We start from the raw sequence: 18,853 nt of genomic DNA on the forward strand, positions 1-18,853 counted from the left end.
TAGTTCAAAACAGGACATCTTTAAAATGAGCACTCTTTTCATTAACTCCATCACTGATAACAACATTATCAGTTCAGCAGAAGCTCAAACTGGCTTTAATATCACCGGCGGCGGTCAGCCCGGAGCAACAGTACGCCTGACTTTTGATAGTGGTCGAGAATTAGCAGGTGGTAACACCACAGTGGTAAATCAAAATAGTCAATGGTCAGTCCCAGTTATAGCGGAGGACGTAGCGGCTTTTAGTCAGGGAATACAAGAGGTTACTGCTACCCAGACATTTAATAGTAGCTTCTCGGAAGTTTTTCGGACATTTAGAGTAAATACCACTACGACCCTCACCCCCAGTATCAATGTAAATAGGGCAGATAACAGTGTTGTCGAAATCGGAAATATTAATTCAATTGATATTCTCAATAATCCCGATCAAGTAAACAAGTTAAACGATGACATTCCAGGCGCCGAATTATATACGCCACTGTTGTCCTTCAACCTTGTGCCCATTCCTGGTTCTGAAGATATCTTCTCTAATACCATTCACCAGCTAGAACTCACCTTTGATGAAAGAGTATTAGGATTACCAGACTACAACAGCTTTGTAAAGCGGGATAGTGACGGTAATTTCTTTTTGTTCAACTTCAATCCCAATACAGGCTTAGGCGCAGTGCTACAAGACCGAGATGGTAATGGTCGCATTGATGGAGCCGCCCTATTTTTACAAGACAATCAACCAGGAGACCTAGACCCCACCCCCGGAGTAATCTTTGACCCTGGTGCCCCCGTGGTGGTACCTCTTCCCCCCCCTACCATTGATTTAATTACTGATACAGTAATTCTCAATTCTGCCATATCAGCTACCAGTTTTCGCATCAGTGGTACAGGTAAACCCGGAGCAACCTTGATCTTAGGCTTTGCCAGCGGACTAACTTTGACAGGAAACAATACAAGCATTGTTGGAGAAGACGGCACTTGGTCTGTAGATATTGCCGTGGCTGATATTGTTATCTTTGCTCAAGGGGTAGAGGTATTAAACGCTACCCTAATTGATGGGGATTTGACCAGTGTAGCAACTACACAAGCCCTAGTCAATGAGTCAGGTTTTACCCGGATATTTGGCAGCGACGGTGATGATGAACTTTTTGCTCCCAATACAGGCAATGCTCAGGTATTTGGACTACAAGGTAATGACATCCTTGATTCTACCCCTTCCCCAGAACAGGTCATCTTATATGCAGGTCTAGGTAATGACACCCTCATCGCTGGCAATAACCATACGCTCTACGGGAGTGATGGCGATGATACCTTATCAGCCGCAGGCAGTATAGGCCGGAATATATTATATGGCGAGGCAGGTAATGATCTTCTAATTGTTGTGGAAGGCAGCGACAATGAACTCTACGGGGGAGCTGGTAACGACAGATTAACAGTCTCAGACGGTGGTGGGTTCAATCGTCTCTACGGCGAGGAAGGAGACGATATTTTAGATGCCTCCAGCGGTACTGGAAATAATCAACTGTTTGGCGGTGAAGGGGATGACCGTTTAATTGCAGGGCCGGCTACCGATGAACTGTTTGGCGGTGAAGGGGATGATCACCTGTTTGCCGGTAACGGTGGTATTCTCACCGGGGACGAGGGAGCAAATACCTTTTACCTCGCCAATGGCTCTATTCCATCTGAGTTAGCTATTATTACCGATTTTCAACCCGGGGGCGATCGCTTAGTAGTTGCTGGTCTACCCGACCTCACAGTCGTCAAGCTAATTAGGGAAAATACAGATACTATTGTTATTGCTGTATTATCTGACACAGATGTTCCCCTGGCTTTACTCCAAGGTATTCAACCCTCTGCATTAGTAGCAGGTCGTGATGTCTTTTCTCAGACAGAAAGTCTTTTAGAACCTATTAATCTTGTTGGGGAAACCTTCAAAGTCACGAATTTGGAGCAGAACCCCAGTGGCTTTATCTTAACATTCAATGATGACCTAAATCTGAGTGTCCTTAACCTGTACAGAGGAATAGATCCAAACAACACAGGAGCCCCGGTTACTGATTCACCAGACCTCATCCTCACCGATAGTGCCGGAAATATCATCAATGGTTCACTCATTTGGGACCAAGGCAATGCTAACACCCTCACCTTTGTCAAAACAGGTGATATTCTAGCACCCGGTAATTACACTCTCACCCTGGAGAGCCGTAGTGATGGTTTCGTCAGCAGCGGCGATCGCCTACTCGATGGTAATGAAGATGGTTTATCTGGTAACTTTGTGCGCCAATTTACCGTGGATAGCCCCACAGCACCAGTCCTCACCTTACCTGACTTTAGCCGTGGACCAGATCAAGAGGTAAACATACGTGGGGGGGGTCAATTCAATCCTCTACCCATCCGCATCAGCAATCCCGGCGGCTTAGAAAACATCAGCTTCACCTTGCAATATGACCCAGACCTCCTGGCTATTACCGGAGCAAATGTAGCCGCACCGGGTTGGGATTTAGAGTCTGACTTCAATACACGAGGACAAGCTCAGTTTACCCTCAGTGGACCTGCCCTCAATGCTAGTACCGACTTAATCACCTTGAATGCTCAGGTTCGAGATACTGCGAGCTACGGTGCTAAAGGTGTACTGCAAATACTTCCCGGTGCTGGCTTAATAGGAGACAGTGCCGTACAACTGGTAGCATTATTGGGAGACACCACCAGAACTGAAAGCTATCTTGCTGCAGATGCGTCCTTAATTTCTCGCGTCAATGTGGGACTTGATACAGGATTTAGGGCTTTCCCTGTGACTGATCCTCTGATTATAGGAGACGCTACAGGCAACGGAAATTTAGATTCGGGCGATGTAACCTCTGTGCGGCGGGCATCTGTAGGTCTGTCTAGCCCATTTCTCCCACAATTAGTCTAATACCTGGGGTATTTCAAGATTCAGATGAGGCGGTTTGACCGCCTCTATACCACTTAATCTCATTAGTCTGTTTCTGATTGTTTCCGCCACGGTGGTAGCAGCTTATAAGGGCAATATGAGCGCTTTAACGGCAGCCTTTTGTAAAAAAATAAGACGGGGAAATTTGGCGACAAAAGTTAAATTTAAAATTATCCTTTGCTTAACTATTCCTTAACTAATTTGCGTTATTCTCATGACAGAGTTGGTGTTAAAGAATAACAACTACAGTGACTATCACAATTAATAATCTTGCCAAAACTTTTAAAGGTAAGACAGCAATCAAACACGTATCCTGCCAAATTAACGGAGGGGAAATGGTCGCCCTAATTGGTGCGTCCGGATCAGGTAAATCTACACTCTTACGCCACATTAATGGTCTGCAAATTGGAGATGCAGGCCAAGTTGATGTTTTTGGCAATACCTTACAAAGTCAGGGTAAATTACACTCTAAAATTAGGGTTTTACGTAGTCAAATAGGCTGTGTGTTCCAACAGTTTAATTTAGTTAACCGGCTCACAGTTATCGAAAATGTTTTAGTTGGTAACTTAGCAAGATTATCCCCCTTACGCTCAACATTACATTTATTTAGTAAACAAGAAAAAATTAGTGCTTTGGCAGCACTAGAGCAAGTAGGGATTATTGAACACGCTTATAAACGTGCATCTATGCTTTCTGGAGGACAACAGCAACGAGTAGCGATCGCTCGTTGTTTAGTACAGGGAGCGAAAATCATTCTGGCTGACGAACCCGTCGCTTCCCTAGATCCTGAGTCAGCGCGCAAAGTCATGGAGTTGTTGGTACAGTTAAATCGCCACAGGGGAATTAGTATAGTCGCTTCTTTACATCAAATTCAAATGGTGCGGAGTTACTTTGAAAGAGTTATCGCTCTCAAAGATGGAGAAGTGATGTTTGATGGTGCAACTGTAGAACTTGATGATCAGAAGCTGAATGAAATTTATGGTGCAGCAGTAGAAGAACTGGTAATGCGAGGACATGGGGAAATACTCATATAATCCTCATAAATAACCACAAATGCTAAATGTTTAATTCACCGAGAAATAAACTATGAAACGCAGATCATTTATTGAAAGTTCCGCTTTATTTGGTGCATCTTTAGTAGGCACTAAAATAATATCTACTCTTAACAACAACTGGATTGAACCAGCCCAAGCACAACTTAAAGAACTCAATTTTGGGGTCATATCTACAGAATCTCAAGCCAATCAAAAACCTCTTTGGGAACCTTTTATTGCCGCTTTATCCAAGTCTATAGGTATTCCCGTTAAAGCCTTCTATGCTACTCAGTATGCAGGCGTCATTGAAGCCATGCGTTTTGGTCAAGTACATATAGCTTGGTATGGTGGTAAATCCTATATTGAAGCTGCTAGAATTGCCAACGCAGAAGCCTTTGCTCAAACTATAGCTACTGATGGTAGTAAAGGTTACTACTCTCATTTAATTGCCAACAAAAATAACCCCATCACAGCAGCAGCTAAAAGACAAGGCGGCGATAAGTATGTTCTGCAAAATGCTGCTAAACTGACTTTTGCTTTCAATGATCCTAACTCTACTTCAGGATTTTTAGTACCGAGTTACTATGTATTTGCTAAAAATAAAGTAGACCCCAAGAAAATTTTTAAACGGTTAATTTTCTCTGGTAGTCACGAAGCTACAGCCTTAGCAATAGCCAATAACCAGATAGATATAGCTACCAATAATAATGAATCTTTAGAGAGATTAGGAAAAACCAATCCCTCAGCACGCCAAAAAATTGAAATTATTTGGACTTCACCCATCATACCCAGTGACCCAATTGCTTATCGGAAAGACTTACCACAGGATGTTAAGAATAAATTACGGAATTTCTTCTACAATTTTAAAGACAAGAAAATCCTAGAACCTTTACAGTGGTCGGCTTTAGTTCCAGCCAATGATAAAACATGGAATCCTATCCGGGAATTGGATATTGCTAAACAAGTTTTAGACTTAGAATCTAAACCTAATTTGAGTAGTGCCGATAAGAAAAAGTTGAATGATTTGAACAACCAACTACGAGCACTGCAAAGTAATTAAAGGTAGTTAATAGCCATAATTATTTGTCTTAATGGTCTGTTGACTGTTACCTGTCAACAGATACTACTTAGTGTATGTAACCAACCGGTACGCTATCACAATCATTGTGTATAATCCTCAATTCATTGATACAACAAACAATAACTGATGAACAGAAAATTATTCATTCAACGGGCTGCTTTATTTATTATCACTTTGGCAACTTTCAAGGTACTTTCAGCCTGTAGTTCTACTCCTGAGAATAGTAGTGCAACCATCACAGAAATTAACTTTGGTGTTCTATCTACAGAATCCCAATCTAATCAAAAACCTATATGGGAACCCTTTGCTGCTGCTATGTCTGAAGAAGTTGGGATTCCCATTAAACCCTTCTACGTTACACAGTATGCAGCGGTTATAGAAGCCATGCGCTTTGGTAAAGTTCAGGCAGCTTGGATGGGTGGTAAAACTTATGTTGAGGCGGCAAAAGTTGCGGATGCAGAAGCTTTTGCTCAAGTTGTAAGCGCAGATGGTACTAAGGGGTATTATTCTCATTTAATCGCTAATAAAAATAATCCCATCACAGAAGCAGCAAAAGCAGTTGGTGGCGATAAATATGTGATTGAAAATGCGGCTAAGTTGACCTTTGCTTTTAATGATCCTAATTCGACATCTGGGTTTTTAGTCCCCAGTTATTATATCTTTACGCAAAATAACGTAGACCCTAAAAAAGCTTTTAAACGTTTGATTTTTGCTGGTAGTCATGAAGCTTGCGCCCTGGCGGTAGCTAACAACCAGGTAGATGTCGCTACGGTCAGCAATGAAGCCTTAAGTCGTTTAGAAAGAACCAATCCCACAGCTAGACAAAAGATTGAAATTATTTGGCAATCACCTTTAATTCCCGGTGACCCAATTGTTTATCGTAGCGATTTACCAGCAGATATAAAACAGAAATTACAAAATTTCTTCTATAACTACAAAGATGCTGAAGTTTTAGCACCATTTGAAATTGCTGGTTTTGTTAAAGCTGAAGATAAAGAATGGCACACAATCAGAGAATTAGAGATTGCCAAAAAAATCCAAGAAATTCAAGCTAAAGAAAATATCAGTCAGTCAGAAAAACAGCAAAAAATAGCAGAACTACAAAAGCAATTGCCAAAACAACAATAAATCAATAAAATTACCTTTGGTTAATAAAAAATTATGTCACGCAATCAGATAGTTACTAATGCCTCTCCCACTGTACTCAAGATGTTAGAACAAGAAGCAAAATTTTTGACTACTAAAAGAGTTTTGTTTCTGGTAATCATGGGTGGTGCATTGATTTTTGGTTATTATCAAAGCGAGTTAAACTTCCCTGTACTTTTACAACGGGGTGACAACATTGTGGAATATGTTGGGGGGTATTTTCCGCCGGACTTTGAAGACTGGAACTATTATTTCTCAGAGACGGTGATTACTATATCTATGGGGGTTTGGGGGACTTTAATGGCTGCTTTAACGTCTGTTCCCCTGTCTATCTTGGCATCTAATAATATGTGTCCGGGATGGATTGTACAACCTACGCGGCGATTATTGGATGCTATGCGTGCTATTAATGAAATAGTCTTTGCGTTAATATTTGTTGTGGCTGTGGGTTTGGGTCCGTTTGCTGGGGTGTTGGCTTTATTTGTTAATACAACAGGGGCTTTAGGTAAGTTGTTCTCGGAAGCTGTAGAATCAATTGAACCAGGTCCGGTGGAAGGAATTAGAGCTACTGGGGCGAGTTACATTCAGGAGGTTGTATTTGGAGTGATTCCCCAAGTTATGCCTTTATGGACTTCTTTTACTCTCTATAGATTTGAGTCTAATATCCGTTCGGCTTCGGTTTTGGGAATTGTGGGCGCAGGTGGTATTGGTGTTTCACTATATCAAAGTTTTGGTAGTTTTCAATACCAGAAGGTTTGCGCAATTTTAATTATTTTGGTCATTGCTACTAGTGTTATTGATTTGTTGTCTGCTAGGGTGAGAAGGTTGCTGGTTTAGCTGATGTCTAGGTCATTCTCAAAGAATAACTCCATGCGATCGCCCCGCAGCCGAGTTACACCATACTCAATTATGTTACCAGTATCATCGACATTCACCGACTCCGCCAGCAAAATCGGTTGATTTCGGGGTAACTGTAACCATTTTGCATCTTCAGGCTGGACTAAACGAGCCGAAACACAGGTGCTGCGGCGGATATGGTCACATCCATATACTTGCTGTAAAAACTGAGATATTGATTGCTGTGCTTGTAATATCTCGATGTTTTCTGGATTTAACAAGTCCGGGAACCGCTTTAAGGGGAAATATCCAGTACCGACGCTGATGGGTTCGTGGTTTGCTAAACCTAAGCGTTCAATTAAGGCTACTGGCTCACCATAGGTAATTTCTAATCCTTTGGCAATGGCATGGTCAGCGGGTATTTCTAAAACACGTAATAATTTAAACCTAGCTTGCCAACCTTGAGCTTTTAGGGTTTGATTGTAGCGTACACGCTTACCAATAGCATAGCGGATGGTTTTGGTGGCGACAAAAGTTCCCTTTCCCCGGTCAACTCTTAACCATCCTTCGTTTTTGAGTAGGGCGATCGCTTGTCTGAGGGTATGACGGTTCACCCCAAACTGTTCTGCTAACTTGGTTTCTGTGGGTAGTTGCTCCCCAATTTCATAAACTCCTTGATGAATATTTTCTCGCAGCACGTCGGCAATTTGCATATAAATCGGCATTATTTCTTTCATGTATCAATTTCAGATTGTCAAGTTGTCAAAATTGGGTTAATCTATTATTGTCTAGATGTCTAGACAAGTTAACAATAGTTTTAAACTAAAAATCACAAATGAATGTCAAATATAGTAACTGATTTACCGGGCTTTTCAGACTCCATTCATGACGCACAACAGACATTTAGGGCGTTGCTCGGTGCTAATGCGCGACCTGGGAGACCTGAGAAAATTACGGCTGTGATGAGTGTACCTAGGGCTACGGTGCGACTTCCCTCACCGACTAACGCCACGCCATCGGGGTTGACCCCAGCTTGTGGGGCGGCTTGTTTGACCTTGCTAGATTTGGACGTTGCACTATGGCTACAGCCAAGTTTTACAACTTCCGTGAAAAATTGGTTATTGTTCCACACTGGCTGTCGCTTAACAGAATACCCAGACAAAGCAGACTTTGCCTTAATTGAAGATTTGGCAGCTTTGCCAGAACTATCTATTTTTAACATGGGGACAGAAGAAAAACCGGAAACTTCCACAACCTTGTTAATACAGATAGAAAACTTTGACATGGGACAACCTGTGATGTTGACAGGTCCGGGAATTTTAGACGAACAAGCAATCGCTCCCTTAGTTCCCCAACATTTTTGGGATTTCTGGACAGAAAACCACCAAGCCTATCCCCAAGGAATGGATGTATTTTTATTCACAGAAAATTCAGTAATGGGACTACCACGCACAGCCAGAGCTACAATTATATCATGACTCTTGAAATTTGCATAGCTGAACGTGAAGACTGGCCGGTATTAAATCAGCTGTATGCTGACATGAATGGTGAGTCACCCTTAGCGATCGCTCGCGCCGAGGAAATTTTCACACAAATTACCCAAACTCCTAACTACTATATCTATCTTGCCCGTTTAAATCAGCAACCAGTAGGAACCTTTAGCTTAACATATCTACCAACAATGATGCACCGGGGCTATCACAAATTTGCTGTTCTGGATGCAGTGACAGTAATTTCCCCCATGCGGGGGCAGGGAATTGGTAGCCAGATGGTGAAAAGAGCAATACAACTGAGTGCCGAAGCTGGGTGTTATAAAGTCACCCTCTCATCCAATTTAAAACGCCATCGCGCCCATCAATTTTATGAATCACTGGGATTTGAGCAGCATGGCTGGAGCTTTAAATGCGTAGTCCAACCCCATAACACAAGAAATTTTTGAGTAAGGTAAATCAGTGACAACAAAAATCGCTATTCAAGGAGTAAATGCCCTCACTCCCCAAGGATGGTTACAAGATGCCACAGTTTTAATTGAAGATGGACAATTTACCAGCATTAATCAATCAATAACTCCGCCTCAATTTCATCTGGTCAACGCTCAAGGACTCCAGATGCTACCTGGAATTATAGACTTACACGGCGATGCTTTTGAGAGAATGATTTGTCCCCGTCCTGGGGTTAACTTTCCTCTACCCATAGCGATGGTAGATAATGACCGTAATCTCTTAGCATCAGGTATCACAACTTTTTACTGCTCCATCACCGACTCCTACGAACCAGGTTTACGTAGCCGAGAATCTGCTCGTAATTTAATTAACTTTATTCAAAAAACAGGAAAACAAGTTTTAAATTGCAATCATCGCATTCATATCAGACATGAACAAGCCAATACCGCAGAACATCAAGAATTGTGTGACTGGCTAGAATCAGGTCAAGTGGATATTTTATCCATCAACGATCACCTACCACCGCCAGGAAACGAAAAGAGATTACAGCGATATCTCAACAGTGTCAAACAAAGATCATCCATGTCCATAGAAGAAATCGCCGGATTAATTAGCCAAGTCAGAGAACGGCGAGAACAAGGAGACGCACAACTAGAAAAACTAGTGGAATTGGCACACACTAACAATATTCCTTTAGCTTCCCATGATGATGATAGCCCAGAAAAAGTAGCACTCAGTCAACAACGCCGAGTAGCGATCGCAGAATTTCCCGCTGATGTAGACTTAGCTGCGAAATCTCAAGCATATGGTGCAGCAGTCCTCATGGGTGCGCCTAACTTAGTGCGTGGAGGCTCCCACCTGGGTTTAATGAGTGTAGCTCAAGCAGTTGAACATGATGTTCTCGATTGTCTGTGCTCAGATTATCACTATCCTTCCTTGTTTTATGCCCCCTTTAAATTAAAAGAGTTGGGGTTAATGTCCTTTGAACAAGCATGGAAATTAGTTTCAGATCGACCCGCTAGAGCGGCAAAAATTAGCGATCGCAAAGGTAAAATTGCCACGGGTTTAGATGCAGATTTCCTGCTGATATCTCCTGACAATCCTTTACCCTCTAGCATTTCATCTGTTTATATCCTCGGAAAAGAAGTCGCTCGATATCAAACGAAATAACTATGCAACCAACCATCGGCAGCATTATCGATCTATTCAGCCAAAAAGGTTCACAATTGTATGGCGGAGAAGGCGTGACCCAGCTAGAACACGCATTACAATGCGCCACCCTGGCCGAAGCATCAGGTAAAAATCATGAATTAATTACCGCTTGTTTACTCCATGATTTAGGACATTTAATTCATGACTTAGGAGATGATCCGACAGCCATAGGTATAGACGACCAACATGAATATCGCGCCATTCCTTTTCTACGGCAAATATTTAGCCTGGCGGTCACAGAGCCAATTAGGCTACACGTCTTAGCTAAACGGTATCTTTGCGCAGTTGATCATGAATATTGGTATAGTCTTTCCATCCCATCCCAACGCAGCTTAGAACTGCAAGGAGGGAGATTTTCTCCTCAAGAAGCAGAGAAATTTATTCAGCGTCCTTACGCCCAAGATGCTGTGCAGTTAAGGATTTATGATGACAAAGCCAAAATTTCCCATCTGTCCACACCCGATTTAAATTACTTTATTAATTTGATTCAATGCAAAACTTGAACATAGCTACCGTCAAGGAAAGACAAACTTGGATGGCCACACTCGCCAAAGCTGAGTTAACAGAATTAGAAAAATTAATCAACTTAGAGAAATTACCTAGTTATAGTTTTTTACGTTCCCCAGAAATTGGTTTAGTTATGGTTCAAGGACGCGCTGGAGGTACAGGAAAACCATTTAATCTGGGAGACATGACCATAACTCGCTGTGTAGTGCAGCTAGAAAACTTAGAAACCGACACAGCCATCACTGGATTTGGTTATGTAGGCGGGCGATCGCACCGTCACGCAGAATTAGCAGCCTTGTGCGATGCTTTACTACAAACTCCCCAATGGTATGAGCAAATTCAAGCACAAGTGATTCAACCACTGCAAACAGCATTAGCTAAAAAACAAGAACTTCAACAACGCCAAACCGCTGCCACAAAAGTTAACTTTTTTACTATGGTCAGGGGTGAAGGGTAACATGAGTCAAAAGTATAAAAAAGAGTAAGAAAAGAGTAAAAATATGCCATACGTTGCCGTCAAAGGTGGTCAACAAGCAATTGAAAATGCCGAGAAATTACTGCAAAATAAGCGCCGGGGGAATCCGGTAATTCCCGAACTCACCCTAGAGCAGATTGAACAACAATTAACCCTAGCAGTAGAGCGGGTCATGTGCGAAGGTAATTTGTATGATCGGGAATTAGCAGCTTTAGCGATTAAACAATCTTGGGGGGATTTAGTCGAAGCAATCTTTTTACTGCGCGCCTATCGGACAACACTACCACGGTTCTATTACAGTCAGCCCCTCAACACCGGTGAGATGCAAATTCAAAGGCGAATTTCTTCTATATTTAAAGATATTCCGGGAGGACAAAACCTAGGACCCACCTTTGACTACATCCACCGCCTCCTAGATTTTAAACTCATCGCCGAGGGTGAAGTTACTCCCGCACCTACAGCGGAAGCGACAAAGGAACCCTTCCCCCCAGTGATTGATACATTAGACCGAGAAGGATTAATACAGCCAGAACCTAGGGAAGTAGAATCACCACCACCCTTTGACCTTACTCGTCAACCTTTAACTTTTCCCGCTAGTAGAGACGCTAGACTACAAAACTTAGCACGTGCTGACGAAGGCTTCTTACTCTCTTTAGCATACTCCACCCAACGAGGCTACGGTAAAAATCATCCATTTGCGGGAGAGATTCGCATGGGAGAAGTTGAGGTAGTCATTTGTCCCGAAGAATTGGGATTTGAAATAGCGATCGCCGATATGACAATTACTGAAGTACAAATGGTCAACCAATTTAAAGGTAACAAAGAACTACCAGCCCAATTCACTCGTGGCTACGGACTCACCTTTGGCTACAACGAACGCAAAGCCATGTCAATGGCCTTAGTAGACCGCGCTCTGGGAGCGGCGGAGTTAGGGGAACCTGTAGAAAACCCGGCGCAAAATATCGAATTTGTCCTGTCCCACTCAGATAACGTAGAAGCCCAGGGATTTGTCCAACACCTAAAGCTACCTCATTATATTGACTTTCAAGCGGAGTTAAATTTAGTACGCAAGATGCGACAAAATCAACAGCCAAAATTAAACTGTGATGAGCTTCACCCAGAGGGGGAGTGAGAAAAACCACGATGATTACAGGAATTAACCATATAACTTTATCCGTTGCTGATGTGGAAGAATCTTTTAATTTCTACACTCAGGTTTTAGGTTGTCAAGCGATCGCTAAATGGCAACAAGGAGCTTACTTGATAGCAGGTAATCTATGGCTGTGTCTATCTTGGGATTCCCACACCCGCACTAGTCCGGCGAGGGAATATACACATATTGCTTTTAGTATTCCTGAACATGACTTTCAAGAATATAGCCGTCAATTACTTGAGCTAGGTGTCAAACAATGGAAACAAAACACCAGTGAGGGAGATTCCATATATATTCTCGACCCAGACCACCACAAATTAGAACTACATATAGGGAACCTGTCAACTAGAATCGCCGCCACGAAGGAATCCCCTTATGAAAACATGGAATTTTTTGTTTAAAAACCTTTGCGAACCTCTGCGTTAAAAAAATGCCCACATCAACCACTCAAACAGGCTTCAACTTTGCCTACCTCGACGAACAAACTAAACGCTCAATTCGTCGCGCCCTTCTCAAAGCGGTCGCCATACCAGGACATCAAATTCCCTTCTCCTCCAGAGAAATGCCCATGTCCTACGGCTGGGGAACCGGTGGTATTCAAGTTACAGCAGCAGTCATTGGTCAAAGCGATGTCCTCAAGGTGATTGACCAGGGCGCAGACGACACCACCAACGCCGTCAACATTCGCCGTTTCTTCCAAAGGGTTTGTGGTGTAGAAACTACGGATAGCACAGCTAAAGCTACCCTAATTCAAACACGCCACCGTATACCAGAAACACCACTACGGGAGGGACAGATTATGGTTTATCAGGTCCCCATTCCGGAGCCTTTGCGCTGGCTCCAACCCTCGGCTGTGGAAACCCGGAAGATGCACGCTTTAGAAGAGTACGGGCAGATGTACGTCAAGCTGTATGAGGATATCACTAAACATGGGCATATTGCCACATCCTACGACTACCCGGTAATGGTACATGACCGTTATCTCATGAGTTCTAGCCCCATACCACGGTTTGATAATCCCAAAATGCACATGAATCCGGCGTTGCAGTTATTTGGTGCGGGTCGGGAAAAACGCATTTATGCCATACCACCCTACACCAAAGTTAAAAGCCTCGACTTTGAGGATTATCCTTTTACTGTAGAGCGATGGGATAAAGTTTGTGAGTTATGTGGTTCTACTGAAAGTTTTCTAGATGAAGTAGTAATTGATGACCATGGTGGCAGAATGTGGATCTGCTCCGATACAGATTATTGTCATCAGCGACAAGGGAAAGGAATAAATTAGTATGGCACTTCCTATATTACAAGTACAACAAGTCAGTAAATTCTACGGGTTGATTCCGGGGTGCGATCGCATTTCTTTTGACCTGTACCGGGGACAGGTTCTGGGTATTGTGGGCGAATCAGGTTCAGGTAAGTCTACTTTACTGGGGGCGATCGCTCATCAGACTGCCATCGACACAGGTAGCGTTATTTACAGAAACATTCAAGGTAAACATTTAGAAATTACTCAAATGCCCGAACATCAGCGCCGTTGGTTAATGCGGACTGAGTGGGGCTTTGTCCAGCAAAATCCCCGTGATGGCTTACGGATGCAAGTAAGCGCCGGGGCGAATATTGGTGAACGATTACTAGATATTGGCATCCGTCACTATGGACAGATCCGGGAAGAAGCGGCTCACTGGTTACAACAAGTGGAGATTGATCCATCCCGCCTGGATGACCTGCCAAATACCTTCTCCGGTGGTATGCAACAAAGATTACAACTGGCGCGGGTGTTAGTGACGCGACCCCAACTGATATTAATGGATGAACCCACAGGGGGGCTGGATGTGTCAGTACAAGCCCGGTTATTAGACTTATTGCGATCGCTAGTGAGAAACTTTAATTTAAGTGTAATTTTAGTCACTCACGATATTGGTGTAGTCAGACTCTTAGCACATCGCTTATTAGTCATGCAACAAGGAAAAGTAGTGGAATCAGGTTTAACTGACCAAGTATTAGACGACCCCCAACATCCCTACACACAACAGTTAGTTAGCGCCGCCCTCACACCATAAGCACTCTCATGTCAGAAATCCATCATCTACCCAGTCAACCCCTACTCAAAGTTGAAAACCTATGCAAAAGCTTTACCCTCCATCAACAAGGGGGAGTCAGCTTACCAGTCCTACAAAAAGTATCACTCACAGTCAACAGGCGCGAATGTGTCGCCCTATCCGGTCCATCAGGCTCCGGTAAATCTACATTAATTCGCTGTATATATGGTAACTATCGTGCTGATAGTGGTTCAGTTTGGGTCAACCATGAAAAACATTGGGTTGATTTGTGTCAACTACAGCCCCATGAACTTTTAGCGGTGCGGCGACAGACTATTGGATATGTCAGCCAGTTTTTACGAGTTATACCCAGAGTCCCGGCGGTGGAAGTAGCTGCAGAACTGTTGTTGGATTTAGGAGAAGAACGAAAAGTTGCCTTAACTAAAGTTCAAGAATTGTTTCATCGGCTACATCTACCAGAACGCTTGTGGCATCTTTCCCCCACCACATTTTCCGGGGGAGAAAAGCAACGAGTCAATATAGCCCGCGCCTTAGCCGTGAATTTTCCAATTTTACTACTGGATGAACCGACCTCAGCCTTAGATACCAGGAATCGTCAAATAGTCATGGAACTTCTAGAAGAACGCAAAGCTATGGGCTGCGCTTTAATTGGCATTTTTCACGATCAAGAACTGCAATCTACTTGCAACAGGGTTTGTGCTGTCTCAACTGTGTAACCGGGAGTTAACCTTTAATGAATGAGCAAATATACACCAACTATCGCCTACAACTTCCAGACCAAGAAATTCTGGGTACTCTCTTAGTCAGAGATGGAAAAATTGCCGATATTCAACCAGGAGTAATGACCCTGGGTGAGGATGGACAGGGAGATTATCTGCTCCCAGGATTGATTGAACTACATACCGACAACCTAGAACGCTGTATGTCCCCCCGTCCCGGAATTCGTTGGCCTTTACAAGCTGCGGCGGTTTACCACGACCGGGATTTAGCAAGTGCAGGAGTCACAACTGTATGTGATGCGATCGCCATCGGCGATGTCAATGCTGCTTCTCCCCGCTTAACTAACTTTGGTCCGATGATTGATGTTATTTCTCAGGGACAAGCAGCAGGGCGGTTCTCTGTGGAACATCGCATACACCTGCGCTGTGAAATAGCTTATGAAAAGGTTTATCAAATTACCGAACAATACATCGATAATTCCTTATTGTCCATGATTTCTCTCATGGACCATACCCCTGGTCAACGACAATTTGTCAGGATAGATAAGTTTAAGGAATATTACATGGGTAAACATGGTGTGACAGCCTTAGAAATTGAAGACTTGATCATCATGCGCCAGGAAAAACAAAAAATTCATGCACACAAAAACCGTCAAGCTTTAGTCAAACTAGCCCACACCAAAGGTATTTCTTTAGCCAGCCATGATGATGCTACTGTAGAGCATGTACAGGAAGCCGTAGAAGATAAAGTAGTTTTAGCCGAGTTTCCCACCACCGTAGAAGCCGCACAAGCAGCACATAATGCAGGGTTACAAGTTTTAATGGGTGCGCCTAATTTGGTTTTGGGTGGTTCCCACTCTGGGAATGTTTCGGCTATGGAATTGGTTTTGTCCGATTTAGTAGATGTGATTTCTTCTGATTACGTTCCTCAGAGTTTGTTGCAATCTTTGTTTATCATCGCCCGCAAAACTGGTAAACCTATTTATGAAGCTATGGGATTATTTACCAGTAATCCCGCCCAAGCTATTGATTTATTTGACAATCGGGGCAGCTTAGAAATAGGTAAACGCGCTGATTTAATCACTGTACATGATGATGGGATTGTGCCACGTTTAATGTCAACTATTTGCGCGGGTCGTCGTATTAGTTAATCTATGAAATTTGGCATTGCTCTTGTACCCTGCCCTAAAACTATCGCCTTAATCATAGAATTACAGCAGAAAATCATCCCTATTTGCCCACTTGAACCTATTTTAGGAAGTCAGCAAAATCTGCCGCATCTTACACTTTTACAAGGAAGATTTCATAATTCTTTGAATTGGGTTGATTTAATTTATAGTCTGCGCGATTACTGGTTACGGCAAAAATATGGGCAGGATTTTCAAGTCACTCAACTAGAATTTAAATCACCTGCATGGTACTTTTTGATTCTGAATCAACATGAGATATTTGTTGATTTACACAACTTTGTCTTTGCAGGTATTAAACATCATATTTATGTGACAGATGCAGATTTAAACAAGGATATTTCTGCCTATAGCGAATTAGAAAAAATCAATTATCTCCAATATGGATACCGATATATTGGCAGTGCTTTTCATCCCCATTTGACTTTAGGTAGAAGTACAAATACTAACCCAGACAATTGGACATATCTAGTAGAATTATTTGCCGCCCAACATATAATCAAATTTGAGCGCATAACTATTTATGAAATGGGCGATTATGGCAGTCACGCTGCTACTTTATATTCTGTGAATATCGCTGACTAGTACAAAAGTCAAGACTGATAGAAGTTCTTGATCCATCCAGAGTAACTTTTAAAACATTCTATAAATTAGGTAAGGGATCTGCTTGCATCGCCTATGATATCCAGAATAACCGGTTCATGTAATAAAAGTCTATATAGATGAAAAAATCATCATCCCCACTCAATGTCATTTGGCTGTTTCTGATTGTTTCCGCCACAGTAGTAGCAGCTTATAAGGGCAAAATGGCTGCTTTAACGGAAGCCTCCTTCACCGCAGCTGAAAGTGCAGTCACCCTAGCCATTGGACTAATTGGAGCCATGGCCCTGTGGTTAGGAATTATGAAAGTTGCCGAAAGCGCAGGAATGATGCGATTTATAGCCCGTCTGATTCGTCCGGTCATGAGCCGACTGTTTCCCGAAATTCCCGCCAACCACCCCGCTATGTCTGCAATGGTGATGAATATGGCTGCTAATGCCCTGGGACTAGGTAACGCCGCCACCCCCATGGGTTTAAAAGCCATGGCCGAACTAAATAAACTCAATCCTAGTCCCGGAACGGCTACACCTGCGATGTGTTTGTTTTTAGCCATTAATACTTCCTCGGTGACACTGTTACCCCTGGGTGTAATTACTGTCCGTGCTAGTGCAGGGGCTACCAATCCCGCCGCCATTCTGCTGCCGTCCATTATTGCTACTATTATTTCTACAGCAGTGGCTATTATTGCTAGTAAAATTTTAGCCAGGCGCTCTCTGCTGACTTCTGTAGAATCTCCATTAGAAGTTACAGAGGACCAGGGGGAAACTACATTAGATGAAACTGCCAAAACCGAATTAATTCCTCCGGGGTTGATAGGTAATATTGTTTTCGGTGGGCTAATTGTAGCGTTTTTGGCGGTTGTATTTTATCGCCTGTCTGTACGGGGATTACCTTATATATTTACTATGGGTTTTCTCAGTAACCTTTCTAACTGGCTCATACCTATTTTAATTTGCCTGTTTCTTTTATTTGGTTATTTCCGTGGTGTCAAGGTTTACGAGGTTCTCACTGAAGGGGCAAAAGAAGGGTTTGAAATTGCTATTCGGGTGCGATTCGTTCTCTCGATCGGGAGTATTAATGCTCAGGGATGAGAGGTAAGACTGGGTAAAACCAGATTCTTATAACTGTGTGTTCATGTGGGTGAGAATCCCACCCCCTAGGTGCAAGGGTGACAGCATCTCCCTTACGGTAGCGACTAGCCATCAATCCGTAAAGCAGGGAGAAAAGGCGTTCTTACTGGGAGCCTAACCTGGTACACGTCGAGCAAAGTATCTATGAGTAGTCAACGAAGATGTGTTTGAAGCGTCGTTATAATTGACCAGCCAAATCAGGCTGATAGGCTGGAACCAAAAGGTAAAGGACAAGGAAACGGCTATCCGAATGAGACCGTTATGCACTTCCGATAAACCCGGCGTATAGCATCACTCTAAAGGTACACAGAATGGACACATGGAACGAAGTAACCCCTTGTTAGCTCTTTTAGTAGGTCGAAACTAAAAGTAGGTGCTAACCGGATGCTGCAAGTGGGAAAGATTGAGTCAAAAGCGAACGCTTAGGGTAATGCCTAAGATATGCTGACAGATTCACGGTGATATGGAAGATAAAGTCTCAAGTAGGAATTATGTCTAAAACGAGTGTAAAGACTACGGTAGAATGGAACACGATTAACTGGAAACAGCTAGAACGTCGCGTTTACAAAATCCAAAAACGAATTTATCAAGCCTCAGCCCGTGGTGATGTCAAGGTTGTTCGTGGACTCCAAAAGGTGCTGATGAAATCCTGGTCAGCCAAAGCTTTGGCTACACGTAGGGTAACTCAAGATAATCAAGGAAAGAAAACCGCCGGTGTAGATGGAGTAAAAGCTTTATCACCCAGCGAGAGACTAGAATTGGTGAAGGGGTTAAAACTAGGGTCTAAATCCAAACCAACCAGGAGAGTCTGGATAGACAAACCTGGAAGGGATGAGAAAAGACCATTAG

20 protein-coding genes are annotated in these 18,853 nt (G+C 43.0%); 19 read left to right on the top strand and 1 reads right to left on the bottom strand.

The features are described from left to right. The first annotated feature begins 25 nt into the window (after positions 1 to 25). From NWP22_RS15680 to phnE, 5 genes are all read left to right on the top strand, one after another. Positions 26 to 2,902 (top strand): hypothetical protein, encoded by a 2,877-nt coding sequence (locus NWP22_RS15680; RefSeq protein WP_271733564.1) that lies wholly within the window; start codon positions 26 to 28, stop codon positions 2,900 to 2,902. Positions 2,903 to 3,156: 254 nt separating this feature from the next. Beyond that, positions 3,157 to 3,954, top strand: coding sequence for a phosphonate ABC transporter ATP-binding protein (gene phnC / locus NWP22_RS15685; protein WP_271733579.1), 798 nt, complete (start codon positions 3,157 to 3,159; stop codon positions 3,952 to 3,954). A 52-nt stretch (positions 3,955 to 4,006) separates the two neighbouring features. Next, positions 4,007 to 5,014 carry a phosphonate ABC transporter substrate-binding protein gene (gene phnD, locus NWP22_RS15690; protein WP_280802089.1) on the top strand — a complete coding sequence of 336 codons (1,008 nt, stop codon included), beginning with the start codon at positions 4,007 to 4,009 and terminating at the stop codon, positions 5,012 to 5,014. A 147-nt stretch (positions 5,015 to 5,161) separates the two neighbouring features. Then, the gene (phnD, locus tag NWP22_RS15695) at positions 5,162 to 6,163 is read left to right on the top strand and encodes a phosphonate ABC transporter substrate-binding protein (protein ID WP_271733562.1); all 1,002 of its coding nucleotides are present in this window, start codon (positions 5,162 to 5,164) and stop codon (positions 6,161 to 6,163) included. Positions 6,164 to 6,196: 33 nt separating this feature from the next. Then, positions 6,197 to 7,018 carry a phosphonate ABC transporter, permease protein PhnE gene (phnE, locus tag NWP22_RS15700; RefSeq protein ID WP_271733560.1) on the top strand — a complete coding sequence of 274 codons (822 nt, stop codon included), beginning with the start codon at positions 6,197 to 6,199 and terminating at the stop codon, positions 7,016 to 7,018. On the opposite strand, the gene phnF is transcribed toward phnE, so the two are convergent. After that, positions 7,015 to 7,755 (bottom strand): phosphonate metabolism transcriptional regulator PhnF, encoded by a 741-nt coding sequence (gene phnF / locus NWP22_RS15705; RefSeq protein WP_271733558.1) that lies wholly within the window; start codon positions 7,753 to 7,755, stop codon positions 7,015 to 7,017. The two genes, phnE and phnF, sit on opposite strands and share 4 nt — an antisense overlap. Before the next feature lie 102 nt (positions 7,756 to 7,857). Here phnF and phnH point away from each other — a divergent pair, with 102 nt between their 5' ends. The 14 genes from phnH to NWP22_RS15775 all read left to right on the top strand — a co-directional run. Next, positions 7,858 to 8,496 carry a phosphonate C-P lyase system protein PhnH gene (gene phnH, locus NWP22_RS15710; protein ID WP_271733557.1) on the top strand — a complete coding sequence of 213 codons (639 nt, stop codon included), beginning with the start codon at positions 7,858 to 7,860 and terminating at the stop codon, positions 8,494 to 8,496. Beyond that, positions 8,493 to 8,957: a GNAT family N-acetyltransferase gene (locus NWP22_RS15715; RefSeq protein ID WP_271733556.1), complete on the top strand. Its 465-nt coding sequence runs from the start codon at positions 8,493 to 8,495 to the stop codon at positions 8,955 to 8,957. The genes phnH and NWP22_RS15715 overlap by 4 nt, the downstream gene beginning before the upstream one ends. A 13-nt stretch (positions 8,958 to 8,970) precedes the next feature. After that, entirely contained in the window at positions 8,971 to 10,131 is a 1,161-nt protein-coding gene (locus NWP22_RS15720; protein ID WP_271733555.1) for an alpha-D-ribose 1-methylphosphonate 5-triphosphate diphosphatase, read from the top strand. 2 nt (positions 10,132 to 10,133) lie between these two features. After that, the gene (locus tag NWP22_RS15725; protein ID WP_271733553.1) at positions 10,134 to 10,676 is read left to right on the top strand and encodes a phosphonate degradation HD-domain oxygenase; all 543 of its coding nucleotides are present in this window, start codon (positions 10,134 to 10,136) and stop codon (positions 10,674 to 10,676) included. After that, a complete protein-coding gene (phnG, locus tag NWP22_RS15730; RefSeq protein WP_417006605.1) occupies positions 10,664 to 11,137 on the top strand; it encodes a phosphonate C-P lyase system protein PhnG in 474 nt (157 codons plus the stop codon). The genes NWP22_RS15725 and phnG overlap by 13 nt, the downstream gene beginning before the upstream one ends. A 43-nt stretch (positions 11,138 to 11,180) precedes the next feature. Beyond that, the gene (locus tag NWP22_RS15735; protein WP_271733551.1) at positions 11,181 to 12,287 is read left to right on the top strand and encodes a carbon-phosphorus lyase complex subunit; all 1,107 of its coding nucleotides are present in this window, start codon (positions 11,181 to 11,183) and stop codon (positions 12,285 to 12,287) included. Between the two features lie 11 nt (positions 12,288 to 12,298). Beyond that, positions 12,299 to 12,709, top strand: a complete 411-nt coding sequence (gene fos, locus NWP22_RS15740) for a fosfomycin resistance glutathione transferase (RefSeq protein ID WP_271733576.1) — start codon at positions 12,299 to 12,301, stop codon at positions 12,707 to 12,709. A gap of 29 nt (positions 12,710 to 12,738) precedes the next feature. Continuing rightward, positions 12,739 to 13,593, top strand: a complete 855-nt coding sequence (locus NWP22_RS15745) for an alpha-D-ribose 1-methylphosphonate 5-phosphate C-P-lyase PhnJ (protein ID WP_271733550.1) — start codon at positions 12,739 to 12,741, stop codon at positions 13,591 to 13,593. Position 13,594: 1 nt separating this feature from the next. Beyond that, positions 13,595 to 14,368, top strand: a complete 774-nt coding sequence (gene phnK, locus NWP22_RS15750) for a phosphonate C-P lyase system protein PhnK (RefSeq protein ID WP_271733548.1) — start codon at positions 13,595 to 13,597, stop codon at positions 14,366 to 14,368. 8 nt (positions 14,369 to 14,376) lie between these two features. Beyond that, positions 14,377 to 15,084 (top strand): phosphonate C-P lyase system protein PhnL, encoded by a 708-nt coding sequence (phnL, locus tag NWP22_RS15755; RefSeq protein ID WP_280802090.1) that lies wholly within the window; start codon positions 14,377 to 14,379, stop codon positions 15,082 to 15,084. A gap of 17 nt (positions 15,085 to 15,101) precedes the next feature. Continuing rightward, a complete protein-coding gene (phnM, locus tag NWP22_RS15760) occupies positions 15,102 to 16,238 on the top strand; it encodes a phosphonate metabolism protein PhnM (RefSeq protein WP_280802091.1) in 1,137 nt (378 codons plus the stop codon). A gap of 3 nt (positions 16,239 to 16,241) precedes the next feature. Continuing rightward, positions 16,242 to 16,859: a hypothetical protein gene (locus NWP22_RS15765; protein WP_280802092.1), complete on the top strand. Its 618-nt coding sequence runs from the start codon at positions 16,242 to 16,244 to the stop codon at positions 16,857 to 16,859. A gap of 137 nt (positions 16,860 to 16,996) precedes the next feature. After that, positions 16,997 to 17,965, top strand: coding sequence for a nucleoside recognition domain-containing protein (locus NWP22_RS15770; protein WP_271733542.1), 969 nt, complete (start codon positions 16,997 to 16,999; stop codon positions 17,963 to 17,965). A 530-nt stretch (positions 17,966 to 18,495) separates the two neighbouring features. Next, positions 18,496 to 18,853: reverse transcriptase N-terminal domain-containing protein (locus tag NWP22_RS15775; RefSeq protein WP_280802093.1), on the top strand; the 358-nt coding region annotated here is incomplete at its 3' end.

Origin of the sequence: Anabaenopsis tanganyikae CS-531, from assembly GCF_029891675.1 — a bacterium.
Taxonomy (GTDB): domain Bacteria; phylum Cyanobacteriota; class Cyanobacteriia; order Cyanobacteriales; family Nostocaceae; genus Anabaenopsis; species Anabaenopsis arnoldii.